The following is a 17,300-nucleotide window of genomic DNA, read 5'->3' as shown; positions in this document are numbered from 1 at the left end:
TAATAGATTTCAGAAGATCAAGGACCACTCTGATGAGTCATCGTAAATGCTGGAAGCGAACGGCCAAAATACGCCTGCAATTGGCGGTCTATATCTGTGAAAGCGACTGTTGGACGCTGGACACGCACTTGTCCTGTCGCTGGGCTGACCGACCCTGCCAACACCCGCAAAAGCGTTGTCTTGCCGCTCCCATTTTGGCCTGACAGACACGCCGCTTCACCCGCCGCCACGCTCAGGTTTGGGGCGCGAATATCCGTGCGCCCTTTGCCGCGCCCCAAGGTGACATGGATGTCTGACAACTCAATCATGCGGTATTCTCGAAGAACGTGTGTTAGCAGCCGACCTCATGCGACTAGACGCCTGAAAATTCACTGTACTACACAAGCAACTGCCTCGCATTGGTCATCTCCATTGAACGCGCCAGATCACAATAACTCAGCCTGAGACAAATTCATGAGGGCCAGCGACCAAAAACTTCTCTGTTCGAAGGTCCCATCAAGACTTGTCATTAAGAGCAGACCTTCGCGCAAGACGCAGAATTGGTCAATGTGGACTCTAAGCCGCCTTTTGCTTTTTGCAGAAACACTTGATCGTGCGCCAGCAGCGAAGCCGACATAAGTTTTTAGGCCATAATACGTCGTCAGCGCTATGTTGATGTTTGGGCTGGAGGGTTGGTGGAGGGCAAATCATGCCGAGAGTCCAACTTCCCGCCGTCACCCCTAACCGCAGAGCTTGGAATAGGGGCCGCCTTGTCGGGCAAAAGCGTTCGCTACTTCCCAAACAGGTTTGGGCCATCCGCGCACGCCTTGAACTCGCAGGCAATCTTCACGATCTGGCTCTGTTCAATGTCGCAATCGATAGCAAGTTGCGCTGTTGCGACTTGGTGTCTCTGAAGGTCATTGACCTTCTCAGGGACGTCCGAATTCGTGAACGCGCGTCCGTCGTTCAAAGCGAAACGAACAAGCCTGTGCAGTTTGAACTTGCTGAAAACACGCATAAACGGTGACCGACTGGATCAAGTCTCCGGAAATGACCGGATGCACAGTTCTTATTTCCGAGCCGATTTCTTCGGCCGCACATATCAACACGCCAGTATAGGCGTTTGGTTCGGGATTGGGTCGTCTCGGTTGGTTTGGAACCAAGTCGCTACGGCACCCATTCTATACGCCAAACGAAAGTGGCGGAAATCTATCGCAAGACAGGCAACCTGCGTGCTGTTCAGCTTCTGCATGGCCACACAAAGGTTGATAGCACCGTCAGATATCTGGGGGTCGAGCTCGAAGACGCGCCGAGCATAGCAGAAAGGATTGATATCTGAAAATTCTGACGAATGGTTGGAGCCGTTCGTCATTTTGAAGCGGTCATGATCGTTTGATACTTCTTACGGCAGCGCCCACTTTGACCGATGCAGCGGATAGAACCAATGGCCGCCTTGACATTGGATTCTTCAACCTCTGCCGGTACCTTTAGGGTTTTAGAATAGTAGTGGGTTGTTCCCATGCAGATTGACAGAATATTAGTACGTAATCGAAAACTCGCTCAGAGAGGACTGCATGCATGAGTTCCACCGCTCGCAAGACTGCCCCGATGCCGATGGATATTTTGGGCCAAAAGGGTGGGACGCCTATCGTAAGCTTGACCGCCTACACGACGCCGATGGCCGAAGTCATGGATGGGGTTTGTGATTTCGTACTGGTTGGGGATTCCGTCGGGATGGTACTGCATGGCTTGGCGTCTACACTCGATGTGACGATGGAGATGATGATCTTGCATGGCCAAGCTGTCAGAAGAGGATTGTCGCGATCCATGTTGGTCGTAGACATGCCGTTCAGCAGTTATGAACAAAGCCCAGAACAAGCCTTTGCCAACGCCGCCATTCTGATGCGAGAAACAGGCGCTGGCGCGGTTAAGCTAGAAGGCGGACAGGTCATGGCCGAGACGATCGCGTTTCTTACCCAGCGGGGCATCCCAGTGATGGCCCATATCGGACTGACGCCGCAATCTATTCATACTTTGGGTGGCTACAAAGTGCAGGGACGTGGGGATACCGGTGATCAATTGATGGCAGATGCAAAGGCCGTCGCAGAAGCGGGCGCGTTCGCGGTTGTGCTGGAGAAAGTGCCCGAAAGCTTGGCCGATCAGATAACCCGCGACGTGCCGATCCCGACCATCGGTATTGGCGCGTCGGCAAAATGCGATGGGCAGATTTTGGTCGTCGACGACATGCTGGGACTGTTCACCGCGTTTAAGGCAAAATTCGTAAAGCGCTACGCATATTTGGGCGACGAGGCCAAAGTCGCTGTTCTAGCCTATGCAGACGAGGTGAAGGCACGAGCGTTTCCTGGGCCCGAGCATGTGTTTGCTGACCAGGTTTCCGAAACATGACACCCAAGATTATTCGAACGCTGGCTGAACTGCGCGAAGTTGTTGCCGGTTGGAAGGCTTCAGGGGAAAGCGTCGGTGTTGTCCCGACAATGGGCGCGTTGCATCAGGGGCATCTAAGCCTTGTTAGGGCCGCCAAGGCGCAGTGTGATCGCGCAATTGTGACGATTTTCATCAACCCAAAGCAGTTCAACACGCCAGCCGATTACGAAAACTATCCGCGCACAGAGCAAGAGGATGCGCGCAAGTTGATCTCGCTTAAGGCAGATGTGGTTTACGTTCCAGACGGGGCGCAGATGTACCCGGTCGGGTTTGCAACAACTGTCTCTGTTGAAGTTATCACACAAGGGCTGTGCGGCGCACATCGGCCCGGGCATTTTGATGGTGTAGCAACAATTGTGGCAAAGCTGTTCAGCCAAACCCAAGCGGATCGGGCCTATTTTGGTGAGAAAGATTACCAGCAGCTACAGGTTGTTACACAGCTTGCGCGGGATTTGGATTTGCCAATACAAGTCGTTGCATGCCCAACAATTCGCGAAGAAGACGGATTGGCGATGTCGTCGCGCAACCTGCTGTTGTCAGACCGAGCGCGCGCATGGGCGCCAGAGCTGAACCGCGCTATGGAAGAAATGGCTGAGGGGTTGGCCGCAGGGGGTGATCTAGTCGTTTTGAAGACCGAAGCGATTAAGCGGATCGAGCGGGCCAGGTTCACCGAGGTCGAGTATCTCGATTTAAGATCGGCGGATAAACTTGAATTGATGGACAGCCCAGAGCGTCCCGCGCGGCTTCTGGCAGCGGCGTGGCTGGCCGGTGTGAGATTGATCGACAATATCGCAATTGATCCGTTGGGCAAATAAGCACGCGTCGGAAGGTGCCGCAAAAAATTCATCTGAGCCCTGCAGCACCAAATGGGTTCACAAATTTCAGACGCATGGGCGGAATGATTGTCAGATCTTAACTTCGCAAAGTGTATTCATTGCGATAGACCACGTTCATGACGAAATTATCTACAAAACCCGCCCTTATCGCCGAAGCGCTGGCTGAAGAAATTATTCGCGGTGAGATTCCACCCGGATCACGTCTTGGACAGGATCATATTGCCGACCGCTTTCAAAGTAGCCACGTACCGGTGCGCGAAGCATTACAGCGGCTCGTTCAGATGGAACTGGCAACTACGGAGCCACGTCGCGGCGTCCGTGTGTTTTCTCTATCGCCAGAAGACCATCTTGAGATTCAGGAAATGAGACTGGCGTTGGAACCTCTCGCCCTGCATCGCGCGACGAGCAAAATGACGTCTGCGAAACTTATCGAAATCGAGGCGGCAAGAACATCTTGCGACAATGCATCCGAGCCAATTGGCTGGGAAAAGGCTAATCGAACTTTCCACTTAACTATCCTCGACGCGTGCGAGCGTCCACGCTTACTCCAACGCATTGCGCAACTGCAACGCCTGTCGGCGCATCGTTTCCACTCTCGATGGCGTGAAGATTGGGTCAAATCATCAGATCGGGACCACGGCGCAATTGTTCATGCTTTGGCGCGCGCGGATGCTCAAGCAGCTTGCCAAGTTCTCATACGGCACTTGCGCCGCTGACTACCTCTTGTACGTGCCTTGAATTTAAATCTATAAATAATATGATTCGCGATCGCGGATTGCATTTTTATAGATAAAAGAGAAACCGATGCAAAAAACTCTGCCACGCCATATGTCCCTCGCCAACAGCCGCTTACTTAAAGTCGCTCTGGCTGTTTGTATCCTGACGGTTTCGGCGAAGGTGACGGTCCCCTTCTTTCCAGTGCCGATGACGATGCAGGTTGCCGCTGTTCTTCTGATCGGCGGTATCGGCGGCCTTCAATTGGGCGCAGTAAGCATGTTGGCATATCTAATGGCAGGGGCTGCCGGACTGCCCGTCTTCGCCGGCACCCCCGAAAAAGGCGTAGGTCTTGCATACATGGCTGGTCCAACTGGTGGTTATTTGTTCGGCTTTCTTATTGCGGCGGCTCTTGTGGGCTGGGCCGTTGATCGCTTCGGTATAAAAGCTGTTTGGTTTGCAATGCCTCTTGGTTTGGCTGCAATCTATGGTGCCGGACTGGTTTGGCTAGCGCAGTTCGTCCCCGCGGACAAACTTCTAGCATTTGGCCTGACGCCCTTTCTTCTTGGCGATCTTGTAAAAGTTGCTCTGGCTGCGGTACTCGTTGCGTATGCACCCGCAGGCTTGAGGCGCTGGGTTAGGAATTGATCTTATGCTTGATCTCGCAAGCCTAGATATAGCACCTTTGGCTGACAAAGCCGAAGCCTTGCTACGCAGCCCGTTGCTGACGCTATTGCACAACGCGGCGTCCGTTCACCGGACGCATCACGATGTAGAAGACATTCAGAAGGCCAGCTTGCTTAGCGTGAAGACCGGCGGCTGTCCCGAAGACTGCGCCTACTGCCCGCAATCTGCACACCACAAAGAGGTCGGATTGCAAAAAGAACATTTCATGAGCCCCGATCTGGTCATAGAAATGGCGGCACAGGCGCGCGCGATGGGGGCGGATCGGTTTTGCATGGGCGCGGCCTGGCGCAAAGTGCGCGATGGCGCGGAATTTGACGCTGTTCTCGATATGGTGCGCGGCGTCAGACAGTTGGGGATGGAGGCCTGCGTCACACTTGGCATGTTACAACCACATCAAGCGGAAGCACTGGCTGACGCGGGCTTGACTGCATACAACCACAACCTTGATACCGGTCCCGAATTTTATGGCGAAATTATCGGCACAAGAACCTACCGTGACCGGCTTGAAACACTGAATTACGTTCGGGCGGCTGGGATTACGATTTGTTGTGGCGGGATCATCGGTATGGGCGAAAGCCTGCGTGATCGCGCTGAGATGTTGGCGGTGCTCGCAAGCTTTGACCCACAACCGGAAAGTGTACCTATCAATGCTTTGATACCAGTTCTTGGAACACCTTTAGGGCATTTGCCGCGCATTCACCCGATGGAAATGGTCCGTATGGTAGCAACAGCCCGCATCTTGATCCCCAAGACCCGCGTGCGGCTTTCAGCGGGTCGCGACGGGTTTTCAGTAAGTGATCAGATTTTGTGTTTCATGGCAGGGGCAAACTCGATCTTTTATGGAGATGTATTGCTCACGGCACCTAACAGTGGGTTGCCGCTCGACGACGCATTGTTTGAAACTATGGCACATATCGAAAGCTGACAGTCCTAGCGGCGCACGAGTTGGTCGATGAACATGTGGGCTCGGATGCGCTTTCCGCCGCACGGGTTGCGATCAAGCATGTTTGATATGAACCGTTACGACATGGTTATACCCCTTGCAATTTGAGTTGGATTTCGAGAATTGCTTGGGGAGCTCCACTAGAAATTTGAACGCAGGTTTCACCTTGTCAGACAGAACTTTCATCCGGCATGTTGTCTTCTTCAGTGCGGTAGACGAAAATGACGTCGTGCGCATTGTTGATGGCTTGTCTTTGCTCAGAAATATCCCGCATGCCTCGGTTTTTGAGGTCGTTCAAAACAGCCGCGTCGATCAGCTCTCGCGTGAAATCGACGTGGTCGTTTACGCAGAGTTCGAAGATGATGCTGCACTGACGGCTTACAAGGCGCACCCAATTTACCAGCAAGCGATTGATATCGTGAGGCCGCTGCGGGAAATGCGGATCGCTGCAGACTTTTGACCTTGGTGCACGAAGCCAAGGTGGTCTTTGATTGCGGCCCCCTAGCCGGGGGCTCGGTCTTTGCCGCGCCAAATGCAGTGATTAAGGCAAGCGCATCGGCTGACGTTGATCGCGCGTTCGATGCCATGCAGCAGGCGCAGTCGGACGGCAAATGGCTGGCAGGATATATGTCCTACGAGCTTGGCTATTTGTTGTCGCCAAAGCTCGCACCCTTGTTGCCTCCTGCCAGAGAATTGCCGCTGATCCATTTTGGTGTGTTCGATGCTCCGGTCCCGCGCAGGGGCGCATTGAACGAGGCACCCGCAACATTGGACCAACCGCAACCGCTTTGGGATTTTGCGCGCTATGCAAACGCGTTCCAAACGGTGCATGACTACATCGCGGCAGGTGATAATTATCAGGCGAACCTGACCTTTCCGATGGCCTCGCGTTTTACGGGCACCATTGAGCAGTTATACACACAGCTTCAGCGCCGTCAGTGGGTCCCTCATGGGGCATTGGTTGATTTGGGTGGCACTGCTTTACTGTCTCGCTCGCCGGAGCTGTTCTTTTCGCTGTCAGTGGATGGTAAGTTGACCACCCGCCCAATGAAGGGTACAGCACCGCGCGGAAAAACGATGGCCGAGGATGACTCGTTCCGAGAAGAGCTGCGGATCTCTGAAAAGAACCGCGCCGAAAATCTGATGATCGTCGACCTGTTGCGCAATGACATGAGCCGTGTGTCAGAAATAGGCAGCGTAACAGTTCCGGAGTTGTTCGAAGTTGAACGGTTTGAAACATTGCATCAAATGACATCCTGCGTCACGTCCCAAATCAGCCAAGGGACAACGTTCAAAGAGTTGTTTGAAGCACTTTTTCCCTGTGGCTCAATCACTGGGGCACCCAAAGTGCGAGCCATGCAGATCATCCGTGAAGTTGAAGCGCAGCCGCGCGAGGCCTACTGCGGCTCTATCGGTTGGATTGCCCCCAACGGCGCGATGGAATTCAACGTCGCAATCCGCACTCTAATCTGTCGCCGAGACCAAACCGTTCAAATGAATGTCGGTGGTGGCGTAGTCTACGACAGTACAGCGCAGGGCGAATATGACGAAGCCATGCTGAAATCTCGCTTTGCCGAATTGAACCAGTAATTTGCGAGCTATCAGAACCACCTCCTAGCAACCGATCAAAGGCAACGCGCCATCGCGTTGTTTAAGGTAATCCTTCAGGCTTTTTCGACATCTGGTCTAAAGCAAAGATAGCCCAGGTAATGGGTCCCCCATGCGATCTAACCTTAAAACTCTGAACCTTAGGTGGCCCATGCCGCATTGAAATAAAATTTATAAAGTGGCCGTTCATCTATGATGCAGCAATGTCGAGTTGGTCCCGCGACATGTGAGTTCATGCACCGTGCAGCGAAAGATCAGATCCGGCGCGGTTGACCCGTTTGAATGGCAGCTTCTGTGAAATATGCTGCACCACCAAACAATCGTCGCCGCAAACGCGAAGAAATGCTGCGTGAGCAAAAGCGGAAAACCCAAGGTCAGCTTTGTCTAAGGTTTGTGGCTGCTGTCAGCGTGAGCTGCAGCGGCGACAAATCTGACAAGGAGGAAAGCGCGGGCGGATCTCGGAGCTATGGGGATTGAGCGTTACGGCTGCATCGCCTGAGGAGCAGAGCGAACCACATTGTGATGACAGGCCGCGCAGATAAGTCGGTTTTCCCAACAGGACACGGCCGACCAGTGCTCCGTCCTGCCGCTACTGGCCTGGTGCAACGCGGGGTCTGGTGAGGTGGCCGCACTGACTGGTCCGGTGTTTGCACAGGAAAGCGCCGGGTTTTTGCGTCGTATCATGCGGCGTTCTCCCGTGGCGGTGCGCGGGATCTGGGTGTTTGGCCCCGTGTGAAGGTCTCGATGACGATCATGGCGCCGTCGCACTTTGGGCAAGGCTGATGGGCATCAAGACCTGCGGGGTTGTCACTTTCCCCCTCGACTGGCGTTTGGCCGGGTTTTGGTTCTGTATTGAGCAAACGCCTGATCTCCGCGATCCGGTCACGACGGATTCCATTGGCCAGGAACCCTGTGTGGCGGATGCGATGGAAGCCAGATGGCAGGACATGGATCAGGAACCGCCGGATGAACTCGCCCGTGGGCAGGCGCATGACCTTCATCCGGTCGCCGCGCTTGATGCGGTAGTCTTTCCATCGGAACGCGACGGTCTCGGCATCCGCGCTGACGAGGCGGTGGTTCGAGATCGCGACCCGGTGGGTGTATCGGCTCAGATAGGCCAGCACCGCCTCTGGCCCGCCGAAGGGTGGCTTGGCATAAACAACCCAGCTGGCTTTGCGCAGCGGCGCGAGATGGGAGGCGAAGGCATCGGGATCGGCCAGTCCGGCCAGTTCCCCGAAGAAGGCCAGCTTGCCCGTTTGGTGCAGTCTGATCAGCCCTTCGAGGAACAAACGCCGGAACAGCTGCGACAGGACCTTCACCGGCAGGAAGAACCCCGGGCGACAGGCGACCCAGCGGGACCCGTCCGGCGACAGCCCGCCACCCGGCACAATGACATGCACATGCGGGTGGTGCGTCATCGCCGAGCCCCAGGTATGCAAGACCGAGGTCATACCGATCCGCGCACCAAGGTGTTTTGGATCGGCCGCAATGGTCAGCAGAGTCTGCGCGGATGCCTTGAACAACAGACCATAGACCTCCGCCTTGTTCTGGAAGGCAATGTCCGCAATCTGGGCCGGCAGCGTGAACACCACATGGAAGTATTCAACCGGCAGAAGGTCTTCGATGCGCGCCTGCATCCAGTCTTTTGCGGTTGCTCCCTGACACTTCGGGCAGTGCCGATTGCGGCAGGAGTTGTATGCAATGTGCTGGTGATCGCACTCTGTGCAGGCAGCGACATGCCCGCCGAGAGCGGCGGTGCGGCAGTTCTCAATCGCGGACATGACCTTCAACTGTGGAAGGTTCAGGTGTCCGGCATGTTCGCGGCGATAGGCCGGCCCATGATCGCGGAAGATATCCGCGACCTCCAGTCTGGGACGAGGCATCGGATCCGGGGTCTATCCGGCACCGGCCTCCCGTCGCACCAGCAGGTCGAGCGGGCTGGTCACATCCCGGATCGTCTTGATCGCCACCTTGGTATAAATCGTTGTGGTCTCCAGCTTGGCATGGCCCAGCAGCACCTGGATCACCCTGATATCCGTCCCTCCCTCCAGCAGATGCGTGGCAAAGCTGTGTCGCAGCGTATGGGGCGAGACCCGCTTCTTGATCTCTGCAAAATCACAGGCCACTCCGAAGGCCCGGTTGAACTGCCGCGTCGAGATCGGGTCGACCCGGTTGCGGCCCGGGAACAACCAGCCCGCTGGCCGTGCTTCGCGGTAATAATCGCGCAGCAGCACAAGCAGGCTCGGCGACAGCATCACGTGGCGATCCTTGCGGCCCTTGCCTTGGTCGATGCGGATCAGCATCCGGTCGCTGTCGATGTCGCCGATCTTGAGATGTGTGACCTCGCTCGCTCGGAGCCCGCCACCGTAGGCCACGCTGAAGGCAGCCCGGTATCTCAGCCCCGGTCCAGGTGCCGCTTCGAGAATGCGGGTGACCTCCTCGGCGCTGAGCACAACCGGGATCTTCTTCGCCGCCCTCTGATACCGCATGTGCCGCTTCATCTCCGGACGCGGGCAGGTGGTCGCGTAGAAGAAACTCAGAACCGTCAGCCGGTTGTTGAAGGTCGGTGCGCCGACGCCCTTCTCCTTCATGTCCAGCTGGAACGCGCGCAATTCCTCGGGTGTCGCGCTATCCGGCGAATGCCCCAGAAACCCTGTAAAATCGCGCATCGCCCGCAAATACATCGTCTGGGTTTTTGGCTGCAGCCCCTTGATCCGCATATCTTCAATAAAACGGCGGCGCAGCGGTGGGATATGTTGCTCTGACATTGAAACCTCCTGTCGTCAGATTGAGAAGGCCTCAATCGTCCGACAGGTTGGTCAGTTCGCAAAATCCATGCAGTTCACATCAGCACGCAACACCCACCACAAGCACCAATACCGCGAGAGCGGTTTCGTCCTTGTCCCGCATCTCGGCCTTTCGACCAACTTAGAGCGTCCGTCCGCTTATGCCAACCTCGCTGTCGAGACCATGTTCGCTTCGGGGCTGGGAACGGCCGATCGCACCTGCAGAATCTGAGCCAGGGGCAACGGTCCGCTGCAACGACGGCCCCACACCCGAACAGGCGTTGTGATCAATGCTTGTTCGAGGTGATCCAGCGCGACATCAGGTCCCGGCTTTTGTAGCATTCGTCGGGAACATCGCGCCGTTTTGCCCGCGCGATACGCTCGGCGAAGGCCACCTGTTTGGATGTTGGGCGCATGTCCTGGCAGGGTGTTGCTTTTGCTTGGGTGTCTATCCACTGGCTTAAAGCCCGGCGGTTTTGCTGGACTTCCCATGGCAGTATGACGTGATTTTGCATCGCCAGCTTGCGCGCAAAGAGGATCTGTTTTTGCGTTGCCGGAAGTTGGTCAGGCGTGGTCTCGGAATAGGCATAAGACATGGCAGTGTCCCTTTTCTGTTCTGATGACTCACTTTAGATCAAAACGGGAACAAAAACAAGCATCTTGTGTCATGTGGTGGCATGTAACACCAGATGTTGTGTGTGGTGGCGGCGTGGTTCTGAGAGTGAAAGAGGACTTTTTGTCTTTGTGATCCTGATCCTGGGATTGAAACACTGATGAAAGGTTCACCCGATGAAACACGCTTTTGAAACCCGCGAGATCCCCCTGAAACTGCTCACACTGCATCCGGACAATGTTCGGGCCGGATCCGGTGCGGGCTATGGCGAAGACCAGATTGCCCCCTTGGCGGCCAACATTGCGGAATGTGGGCTGCTGCAGCCGCTCTTGGTGGCGCCGGTGAAGACAGATGGTGGCCCTGATGTCTGGGGCGTGCTGGCCGGCGGCCGGCGCTTGGCCGCCCTGAACATGCTCGCCGCGGATAAGTCGGTCAAAGGGTATACGGGGTCTATGATGGTCCCTTGCCGGATCGTGCCCGAGACGCAGGCCGCGCAGGTCACGCTGAGCTATTCGGAGAACGCGCTGCAACTGCCCATGGATGCGTTGGACCGCTATGAAGCCTTTGCGGCCATGCGCGCCAAGGATGGCGCCGATGTGGCAACAATCGCGCGGCGGTTCGCGATCACGGAACGCGCCGTCAAAGAGGCGCTGCGGTTGGGCAATATCCACCCCGATCTGCGTCAGGCGCATCGCAATGGTGGGTTGTCGCTGGAAGCGCTGAAGGCTTTTGACGCGCATCCGGATCCGGTCGTGCAGATGGAAGCCTATGAGGCTTTGAGCGAACATGGCGTCAGTCGCGTGCAGGACTGGAGTGTGCGCAATTACTTCAGCGGGCGCTACGTGCGTGTTGGCGACGCTCTGGGTCAAGTGGTTCTAGAGGGCTACAAAGCCGCCGGTGGTCAGATCATTGCGGATTTGATCGAAGAGGACAGCGTGCTGTCGGATCGGGCTTTGGTCGACAAGGTTCTCGCGGATTGTTTGTCGGACGTTGCGGATGCGCGGCGTGAGGCTTTGGGGCTGGCATGGTCGGATTACCTTCTCAAGCCGGACTGGGAGCTGACGCACAAGTATGGGCGCGTGTATCCCGAACCGGTCGAGCTGGAAGGCGATGCCAAAGCACAGGCCGACAAGATCACGGACCGTATCCTTGAGATCGAGGATCTCTACGACCAGCACGATGATGATGACGATGCACAACAAGCGCTGCATGACGAATATATTGCGCTGTCAGATCAGCTCAACGACATGACTACTGGCTACAGCGTCATCAATGCCGGCCTTGGCGGTGTGCTGGCAATCTGGAGCAGCCGTGAAATCAGCTTTTATGACGGCATGGTGCGTCCAGAGGATATGCCGGACAGATCCCCCAGCCAAGGCGCGTCCGACACAGGTGCGGATGGCGCGCAGCAATCCGAGGATACGGCTGTTCAGGACAAATGGTCTGAAAAGCTCAAAGCGGACATGGCCCATATCCGGACGCGGTCGATTGGTCTGGCGTTGGCGCAGACACCGCAGCTTGCGCGCGACTATGCCGATTACGCGCTGATCCGGTCGATCCTGAAGCCATATAGCTCCTATGACATCGGGACCACGCTGCGCGGTGAGGCAGGGTCCTCTCGGATGGCCGAGGCTGAGGGCTGTTTGAAGGCGATTGAGGATACATACCTCGCGCTGTCTGAACAGCTGGCCCTTGGCTGGCTCGATCTCACTGGTGCGGACGGTTTTGCGGCGTTTCGCGCGCTGAGCGAACAGGAGCGCGCAGCGCTCGTAGCCTATGCCGTTGCGCAAACACTCAAGCCCACCCTGTCGAGCAAAGCGCCCGATGCGGTGCGCGGTATTGTCGAGGCTGAAGCCTTGCCCAATATTCGCGACGTCTGGACGCCGGATGAGGGATATTTCGGGCGGCTGACCAAGCCTGCGCTGCTCTCCATCCTCAAGACCGACATCGGCATGGCGGCCCAGGCCGAAACCTATGAGAAGTCAAAGAAGTCGGAAATCGTCGACTACATGCACGCTCTGTTTGCAGCGCCCTTTGCCACCTTGAGCGCTGAACAACGCGCACGCGTTGATACATGGGCACCAAAAGCGATGCAGACCGCAATCGCAGCCGGTGACGCGCATGATGGCACCCGTGTCGCCTCTGATCCTGATACGGCCGAACAGCAGGACGCGGTTGAGGGATAAGCCCCATGCAGCTCAGCCGGCCCGCGCATAGCGGGTCGGCTTCTGTTTTGCGCGTTTCGCGGATCGTGAGCGCGGATCGGCGGCGGTGGTCTGGCGTTGTATGCAAAAACACGCAGCCGGTCAGCCACTTCGCCCAAGGGCACTCGCCACCGGGGGCACGGATGATTGGTCGCAGGTCGCAGGCCGAAACTGAACAAAAGCGGCAGAGCAGGCCTTTCAGTCACGCCACATATCGCTGCCTCCGCGCAAGAACGTCGTGGTTGCACAAAAGGCAAGAAAAGCTTGTAGGATATGCGGATTCAGGTGATTTTGACGTCATCCGGCAAGCCACTTTGGGGATGTAGGCTTTGGAGATGTGTATTTTAGCAGGCTGCTGAAAAAGTCGGGGCTCGACGCTGTTTCAAGAACATGATTCACCCTTGTTACGGCAGCGGTGGCGAGGGTGGCGATGCGTGGGACGGACAAAACGAGCGGTTCGCTGTTCAGCTATGTTGACCTTGAAGAGCGAATTCCTGCGGTTCATCCGCTTCGCAAGATCAGACAGATCGTGAACGATGCACTTACGAGCCTCGATGCCGATTTCGATGCGCTGTATACTGACTTTGGTCGCCCCTCGATTGCGCCTGAGCGCCTGATCCGGGCGAGCCTTCTCCAGATCCTGTTTTCGATCCGCTCCGAGCGGCAGTTGATGGAGCAGATGGATTACAACCTGCTGTTCCGCTGGTTTGTCGGCCTGGGCATCGACGACGCGGTGTGGGTTCCCACGGTGTTCAGCAAGAACCGCGACCGGCTACTGACCACCGAGATGTCGCGCAAGGTCATGGCCGCGATCCTCGCACACCCCGAGGTCAAGCCGCTGCTGTCGGACGAGCACTTCTCGGTCGACGGCACCCTGATCAAGGCGTGGGCTTCCATGAAGAGTTTCCAGCCGAAAGAATACGCCCCGCCGCCACAGGATGGTGATCCTGGTGGGCCTCCGCCACCGCCAACCGACGATACCGCACTGAACGCCGACCAGCCCCAGCCGACAGAGACCCAGCCGATGACCGATACGCCTCGCCAGCCCCGCAACGCAGAGGTAAACTTCCGGGGCGAGAAGCGCTCGAACGCCACTCATGCCTCGGTTACGGATCCGGATGCCCGCCTTTACAAGAAGGCCCCGGGCGCGGCGGCGATGCTTTGCTTCATGGGACATACACTGATGGAGAACCGCAATGGCTTCGTGGTGCAGGCAGAGTTGACCCACGCAGATGGGTATGGTGAGCGCAAGGCGGCCCTTGAGATGATCAACCGGCATTCACCGGGCTCGACCCGACGACTGACGCTTGGTGCGGACAAGGGATACGACAGTGCCGATTTCGTTGCTGAACTCAGGCGCATGGTTGTGACACCGCACGTCGCGCAGAAAGCCCGGCATTCCGCAATCGATGGACGGACCACCGGGCAGCCCGGCTACGCCCTGTCTCAGCGGCACCGCAAGAAGATCGAGGAACCGTTTGGTTGGGCAAAGACCGTCGGCGGCATGGCGCAGACCACGCTTCGCGGTGTTGAACGTGTCTGCGCCCGCTTCACGTTAACAATGGCAGCGAATAACCTGGCGCGCCTACCAAAGCTCTTGGCTTAGGAACCGCACAATGGAATACATTTACAGCGTATTGATCGACAAGAACTCAGGATCATGGACCGCGCGATGTCCAGCGATGGAGGAATTCGGAGCCAGAACCGGCGGAGAAACGAAGGAAGAAGCTCTGACCCATCTCCACGGCATACTTCTGATGATCTTGCTTGATCTTGAGGAAAAAGAGCTGGCGATACCAACCGACAAAATGGTCCTCAATGGCGCGAAAATTACCATCAACACAGGCACCGAATGAGTTTTTCAGCAGCCTGTTAGGGGATCGCAATGGATCGGACATTCGCCAAACAGGTTCCAGAGAGCCGCGTTCTCCTCATCGCTTGGGCCTCTGCGATCCTGTTAGTCACCATCAGTGCCGCGTTCGACTGGACTGAAGGGGGGGCACTCGATGGCCGTTGGGTAGTGCAGGCGGCCTTTTGTGCTTCTGTTCCACTGATCATGATGGACCGATTGATGCTTCTGTCTTCGCCCCGTGCATTTGAAATTCTGGGCAACCGTTTCAGGCTCTACGCGTTCAGCACGTATTTTTCACTCTTCGCCTGCGGAATGATCCTTTTGCAGTGGCCTGCGTCAGTGGATGAAATAGCAACGCATATCACCGTCTTTTTTATCGTCGCTGCGGCCATGGGGGCGTTTATGTCAGGGCAATACCATCCCACCGATCCAGACCTTGCAGATCAGTATTTTGACATTGAACGTCTGGTTTCGGGCAATTCGACTGACCGCAACGGCTACACTTGGTGGACTCTGTTTGGTGTCATCGCCATTTTGGCCAGCGCCTGGCTGTTTGGCAGTTCAGAGATAAGCGGGTTACTACTGATGTACTGGGTTCTGATATTCCTGGCGTCGATGAACCCCGTACCAGCAAAACGACCATTCCAGTTTAACAAGATCAAGCTGACGATTTGGGTGGGACGATTGATCTCGATTTTTGCGTTGATTTGGGGTGTATTCGTCTATCTCTAGAGGCATCTTCCGGCTTTATTCGTCAACATCCATATCATTTACGTCGGCTTGGCCAGACAGGCGCGGCGGTCTGGCATTGACTGCAGATACACGCAGCTTGCCAGCCTCAACGCCCAAGGTTCATCGCCAAGGCTGGAATTGCCCTACCCCCTCACCACAGGTAAATCCGAAAGCCTTGTCGTATATCGCGGGCTGCGATGCTCCACCCGCATCTGCCAAGATTGCGACACCCCTTCACTGCCCAGGATCATCGTCTTCTTTCCGAACCGCCGATTGACGGCATCCAGGGCTATCATCAGAGCAGGATCCCGCGGTGGCGCGTCAAACAAGGTTTTGGGTCGGTCCTCGACAGGTAGAAGATCATCCAGCATGACACCGGCCTTGGCAAAAGCATAACGCTCTGCCCCGACTTTCGGCCAGGCTGCTAGAGCGCAGCGCTTTGCAGCAGCGACAAGCTGCAGCGTGTCATTCGACATCGGGATCAGACGGGTTGTCCGGGATCCGGCATATTGTGGGCGGTCCGGACGGTGCCGGTTGGTGTGGAAAAAAACGGTCATCGTTCCTGCAACCAGACCATGTTGGCGCAGCTTTTCAGCAGCCCGTGTCGTATGCGCGGTGATTGCCTGAAACAGCGTGTCGAACCCCTGCATGGGGATACCGGCCGATCGTGTCACCGCCATACCCTTGCGTTGGGGCGCTATATCGTCAAAGGCGATGCACGGCTCACCTTGCAGCTCCAAGACAACGCGCTCGAGCACAACGGTGCCCATGGCGCGTGCTTGTCGCAACGGCATATCCCGAAGATCGGCCGCCGTGGTAATCCCGATCCCATCCAGTTTGGCTTTCGTTTTTCGTCCAATGCCCCAAATGTCACCGACAGGCACCAAGGGGAGCAGCCAGTCTGCGAGCTTGGGATCCATCATATCCAGAACACCTTTGAAGATCGGGTTCTTTTTGGCGATGTCATTTGCGCATTTCGCAAGGGTCTTGGAAGGTGCAATGCCAACCCTGACCGGCACACCAGTCCGTAGCAACACATCCCGCCGCATGGTACGGGCATGACCTACTCGATCGCGTAAACCACTGAAATCGAGGAAGCACTCGTCAATCGAGTAAATCTCGACATTGGGGGTGTAATCCTCATAGACCGCCACGACACGGCGGCTGATATCCCCGTATAGCGTGTAATTCGAGGAAAAGACCCGCACACCATGCGCGGCAATTTTATCGCGGATCAGATGCAGAGGCTCTCCCATCTTGATCCCCAATGCTTTCGCCTCATCGCTGCGGGCGACAGCGCATCCATCATTGTTCGACAAGACGATGACCGGCACGCCTTTCAGGCTCGGGTCAAAAATCCTTTCCGCACTGACATAGAAATTTGCGCTGTCACTGATGGCGATCGGTTTCATCACTCAAGGTCATACCGGCGGACGACACCTGCGATCACACCCCAGATTTCGCTATCCTCAGTGAGCTCGATTTCTGGGAAACCCCCCGAACTATTGGCTGGGGCCAAGAAATACTTGCCGTCCCGCTTGCACAGGATTTTTGCTGTCACAGATCCTTCAACCACGGCCAGCACCGCCCGCCCTAAGCGGCGTTTGCCAGCGCGATCAACAGCGATGATATCCCCGTCCCTGATACCCACATCCCAGAGACAATCACCTTCCACACGCCACCAGAAGGTTGAGGCAGGATGTCGAACGACCCAAGATATCGGGTCGATCTCGCCTTCAAGGTCATCGCCGGCCGGGGATGGAAAACCAGCGCTGGCGCGGGTCAGTAGCAGCGGAACAGTCTGACCTTGGGATATGATAGGGGCTTCGACCAAATGGACTGGCATTCCGAACCTCGATGATGTTCATGATATGTTCTTACCATATCTGTCATGCAAGACG

17 protein-coding genes and 1 pseudogene are annotated in these 17,300 nt (G+C 56.3%); 12 read left to right on the top strand and 6 right to left on the bottom strand.

Annotated features, from left to right (window positions below):
* Positions 1-17 precede the first annotated feature (17 nt).
* Positions 18-308: an ATP-binding cassette domain-containing protein gene (locus tag LOKVESSMR4R_RS20770; RefSeq protein WP_087205685.1), complete on the bottom strand. Its 291-nt coding sequence runs from the start codon at positions 306-308 to the stop codon at positions 18-20.
* Positions 309-688: 380 nt separating this feature from the next.
* Between LOKVESSMR4R_RS20770 and LOKVESSMR4R_RS00305 the strand changes: the two are divergent.
* The 8 genes and pseudogenes from LOKVESSMR4R_RS00305 to LOKVESSMR4R_RS00270 all read left to right on the top strand — a co-directional run bounded on the left by LOKVESSMR4R_RS00305 (position 689) and on the right by LOKVESSMR4R_RS00270 (position 7,194).
* Positions 689-1,318 (top strand): annotated as a pseudogene (locus LOKVESSMR4R_RS00305) (tyrosine-type recombinase/integrase).
* A gap of 239 nt (positions 1,319-1,557) precedes the next feature.
* Positions 1,558-2,385: a 3-methyl-2-oxobutanoate hydroxymethyltransferase gene (gene panB / locus LOKVESSMR4R_RS00300; RefSeq protein ID WP_087205683.1), complete on the top strand. Its 828-nt coding sequence runs from the start codon at positions 1,558-1,560 to the stop codon at positions 2,383-2,385.
* Positions 2,382-3,239, top strand: a complete 858-nt coding sequence (gene panC, locus LOKVESSMR4R_RS00295; protein ID WP_087205681.1) for a pantoate--beta-alanine ligase — start codon at positions 2,382-2,384, stop codon at positions 3,237-3,239. The genes panB and panC overlap by 4 nt, the downstream gene beginning before the upstream one ends.
* Positions 3,240-3,376: 137 nt before the next feature.
* Positions 3,377-3,976, top strand: a complete 600-nt coding sequence (locus LOKVESSMR4R_RS00290; protein WP_087205678.1) for a GntR family transcriptional regulator — start codon at positions 3,377-3,379, stop codon at positions 3,974-3,976.
* Positions 3,977-4,064: 88 nt separating this feature from the next.
* Positions 4,065-4,622: a biotin transporter BioY gene (locus tag LOKVESSMR4R_RS00285; RefSeq protein WP_087205676.1), complete on the top strand. Its 558-nt coding sequence runs from the start codon at positions 4,065-4,067 to the stop codon at positions 4,620-4,622.
* A gap of 4 nt (positions 4,623-4,626) precedes the next feature.
* Positions 4,627-5,586, top strand: a complete 960-nt coding sequence (bioB, locus tag LOKVESSMR4R_RS00280) for a biotin synthase BioB (RefSeq protein WP_087205675.1) — start codon at positions 4,627-4,629, stop codon at positions 5,584-5,586.
* A 184-nt stretch (positions 5,587-5,770) separates the two neighbouring features.
* Complete coding sequence (locus tag LOKVESSMR4R_RS00275) at positions 5,771-6,064, top strand: Dabb family protein (RefSeq protein ID WP_087212272.1); 294 nt, start codon at positions 5,771-5,773, stop codon at positions 6,062-6,064.
* A gap of 2 nt (positions 6,065-6,066) precedes the next feature.
* Positions 6,067-7,194, top strand: a complete 1,128-nt coding sequence (locus tag LOKVESSMR4R_RS00270; protein ID WP_237331863.1) for an aminodeoxychorismate synthase component I — start codon at positions 6,067-6,069, stop codon at positions 7,192-7,194.
* 698 nt (positions 7,195-7,892) lie between these two features.
* On the opposite strand, the gene LOKVESSMR4R_RS00265 is transcribed toward LOKVESSMR4R_RS00270, so the two are convergent.
* The 3 genes from LOKVESSMR4R_RS00265 to LOKVESSMR4R_RS00255 form a co-directional block, all read right to left on the bottom strand.
* A complete protein-coding gene (locus LOKVESSMR4R_RS00265) occupies positions 7,893-9,095 on the bottom strand; it encodes an IS91 family transposase (RefSeq protein WP_012187141.1) in 1,203 nt (400 codons plus the stop codon).
* Positions 9,096-9,107: 12 nt separating this feature from the next.
* Positions 9,108-9,980, bottom strand: a complete 873-nt coding sequence (locus tag LOKVESSMR4R_RS00260) for a tyrosine-type recombinase/integrase (protein WP_012187142.1) — start codon at positions 9,978-9,980, stop codon at positions 9,108-9,110.
* Positions 9,981-10,285: 305 nt separating this feature from the next.
* On the bottom strand, positions 10,286-10,594 hold the full coding sequence (locus LOKVESSMR4R_RS00255) for a hypothetical protein (protein ID WP_087205673.1): 309 nt from the start codon (positions 10,592-10,594) through the stop codon (positions 10,286-10,288).
* A gap of 193 nt (positions 10,595-10,787) precedes the next feature.
* On the opposite strand from LOKVESSMR4R_RS00255, the gene LOKVESSMR4R_RS00250 reads away from it, so the two are divergent.
* The 4 genes from LOKVESSMR4R_RS00250 to LOKVESSMR4R_RS00240 all read left to right on the top strand — a co-directional run bounded on the left by LOKVESSMR4R_RS00250 (position 10,788) and on the right by LOKVESSMR4R_RS00240 (position 15,399).
* Positions 10,788-12,797, top strand: a complete 2,010-nt coding sequence (locus LOKVESSMR4R_RS00250; protein WP_087205672.1) for a ParB/RepB/Spo0J family partition protein — start codon at positions 10,788-10,790, stop codon at positions 12,795-12,797.
* 448 nt (positions 12,798-13,245) lie between these two features.
* A complete protein-coding gene (locus LOKVESSMR4R_RS00245) occupies positions 13,246-14,421 on the top strand; it encodes an IS5 family transposase (protein ID WP_087205670.1) in 1,176 nt (391 codons plus the stop codon).
* 10 nt (positions 14,422-14,431) lie between these two features.
* A complete protein-coding gene (locus tag LOKVESSMR4R_RS19980) occupies positions 14,432-14,671 on the top strand; it encodes a type II toxin-antitoxin system HicB family antitoxin (RefSeq protein ID WP_157898086.1) in 240 nt (79 codons plus the stop codon).
* A gap of 29 nt (positions 14,672-14,700) precedes the next feature.
* Positions 14,701-15,399 (top strand): hypothetical protein, encoded by a 699-nt coding sequence (locus LOKVESSMR4R_RS00240; RefSeq protein WP_087205668.1) that lies wholly within the window; start codon positions 14,701-14,703, stop codon positions 15,397-15,399.
* Between the two features lie 143 nt (positions 15,400-15,542).
* On the opposite strand, the gene LOKVESSMR4R_RS00235 is transcribed toward LOKVESSMR4R_RS00240, so the two are convergent.
* Together LOKVESSMR4R_RS00235 and LOKVESSMR4R_RS00230 are read right to left on the bottom strand one after the other, a co-directional pair.
* Complete coding sequence (locus tag LOKVESSMR4R_RS00235) at positions 15,543-16,814, bottom strand: Y-family DNA polymerase (protein ID WP_087205666.1); 1,272 nt, start codon at positions 16,812-16,814, stop codon at positions 15,543-15,545.
* Positions 16,811-17,245 (bottom strand): LexA family protein, encoded by a 435-nt coding sequence (locus LOKVESSMR4R_RS00230; RefSeq protein ID WP_087205664.1) that lies wholly within the window; start codon positions 17,243-17,245, stop codon positions 16,811-16,813. The genes LOKVESSMR4R_RS00235 and LOKVESSMR4R_RS00230 overlap by 4 nt, the downstream gene beginning before the upstream one ends.
* Positions 17,246-17,300: the final 55 nt, after the last annotated feature.

This window comes from Yoonia vestfoldensis (genome assembly GCF_002158905.1).
GTDB classification, from domain to species: domain Bacteria; phylum Pseudomonadota; class Alphaproteobacteria; order Rhodobacterales; family Rhodobacteraceae; genus Yoonia; species Yoonia vestfoldensis_B.
The sequence above is the reverse complement of the archived record's forward strand: the minus strand, read 5'-3'. Positions and strand labels throughout refer to the sequence as shown.

What these genes read in the sequence shown, in the direction of transcription:
- LOKVESSMR4R_RS00265 (WP_012187141.1), bottom strand. Translation starts at nt 9,095, where the DNA reads ATGCCTCGTCCCAGACTGGAGGTCGCGGATATCTTCCGCGATCATGGG.
- LOKVESSMR4R_RS20770 (WP_087205685.1), bottom strand. Translation starts at nt 308, where the DNA reads ATGATTGAGTTGTCAGACATCCATGTCACCTTGGGGCGCGGCAAAGGG.
- bioB (WP_087205675.1), top strand. Translation starts at nt 4,627, where the DNA reads ATGCTTGATCTCGCAAGCCTAGATATAGCACCTTTGGCTGACAAAGCC.
- panB (WP_087205683.1), top strand. Translation starts at nt 1,558, where the DNA reads ATGAGTTCCACCGCTCGCAAGACTGCCCCGATGCCGATGGATATTTTG.
- LOKVESSMR4R_RS00240 (WP_087205668.1), top strand. Translation starts at nt 14,701, where the DNA reads ATGGATCGGACATTCGCCAAACAGGTTCCAGAGAGCCGCGTTCTCCTC.
- LOKVESSMR4R_RS00245 (WP_087205670.1), top strand. Translation starts at nt 13,246, where the DNA reads ATGCGTGGGACGGACAAAACGAGCGGTTCGCTGTTCAGCTATGTTGAC.
- LOKVESSMR4R_RS19980 (WP_157898086.1), top strand. Translation starts at nt 14,432, where the DNA reads ATGGAATACATTTACAGCGTATTGATCGACAAGAACTCAGGATCATGG.
- LOKVESSMR4R_RS00250 (WP_087205672.1), top strand. Translation starts at nt 10,788, where the DNA reads ATGAAACACGCTTTTGAAACCCGCGAGATCCCCCTGAAACTGCTCACA.
- LOKVESSMR4R_RS00285 (WP_087205676.1), top strand. Translation starts at nt 4,065, where the DNA reads ATGCAAAAAACTCTGCCACGCCATATGTCCCTCGCCAACAGCCGCTTA.
- LOKVESSMR4R_RS00230 (WP_087205664.1), bottom strand. Translation starts at nt 17,245, where the DNA reads ATGCCAGTCCATTTGGTCGAAGCCCCTATCATATCCCAAGGTCAGACT.
- LOKVESSMR4R_RS00260 (WP_012187142.1), bottom strand. Translation starts at nt 9,980, where the DNA reads ATGTCAGAGCAACATATCCCACCGCTGCGCCGCCGTTTTATTGAAGAT.
- panC (WP_087205681.1), top strand. Translation starts at nt 2,382, where the DNA reads ATGACACCCAAGATTATTCGAACGCTGGCTGAACTGCGCGAAGTTGTT.
- LOKVESSMR4R_RS00255 (WP_087205673.1), bottom strand. Translation starts at nt 10,594, where the DNA reads ATGTCTTATGCCTATTCCGAGACCACGCCTGACCAACTTCCGGCAACG.
- LOKVESSMR4R_RS00290 (WP_087205678.1), top strand. Translation starts at nt 3,377, where the DNA reads ATGACGAAATTATCTACAAAACCCGCCCTTATCGCCGAAGCGCTGGCT.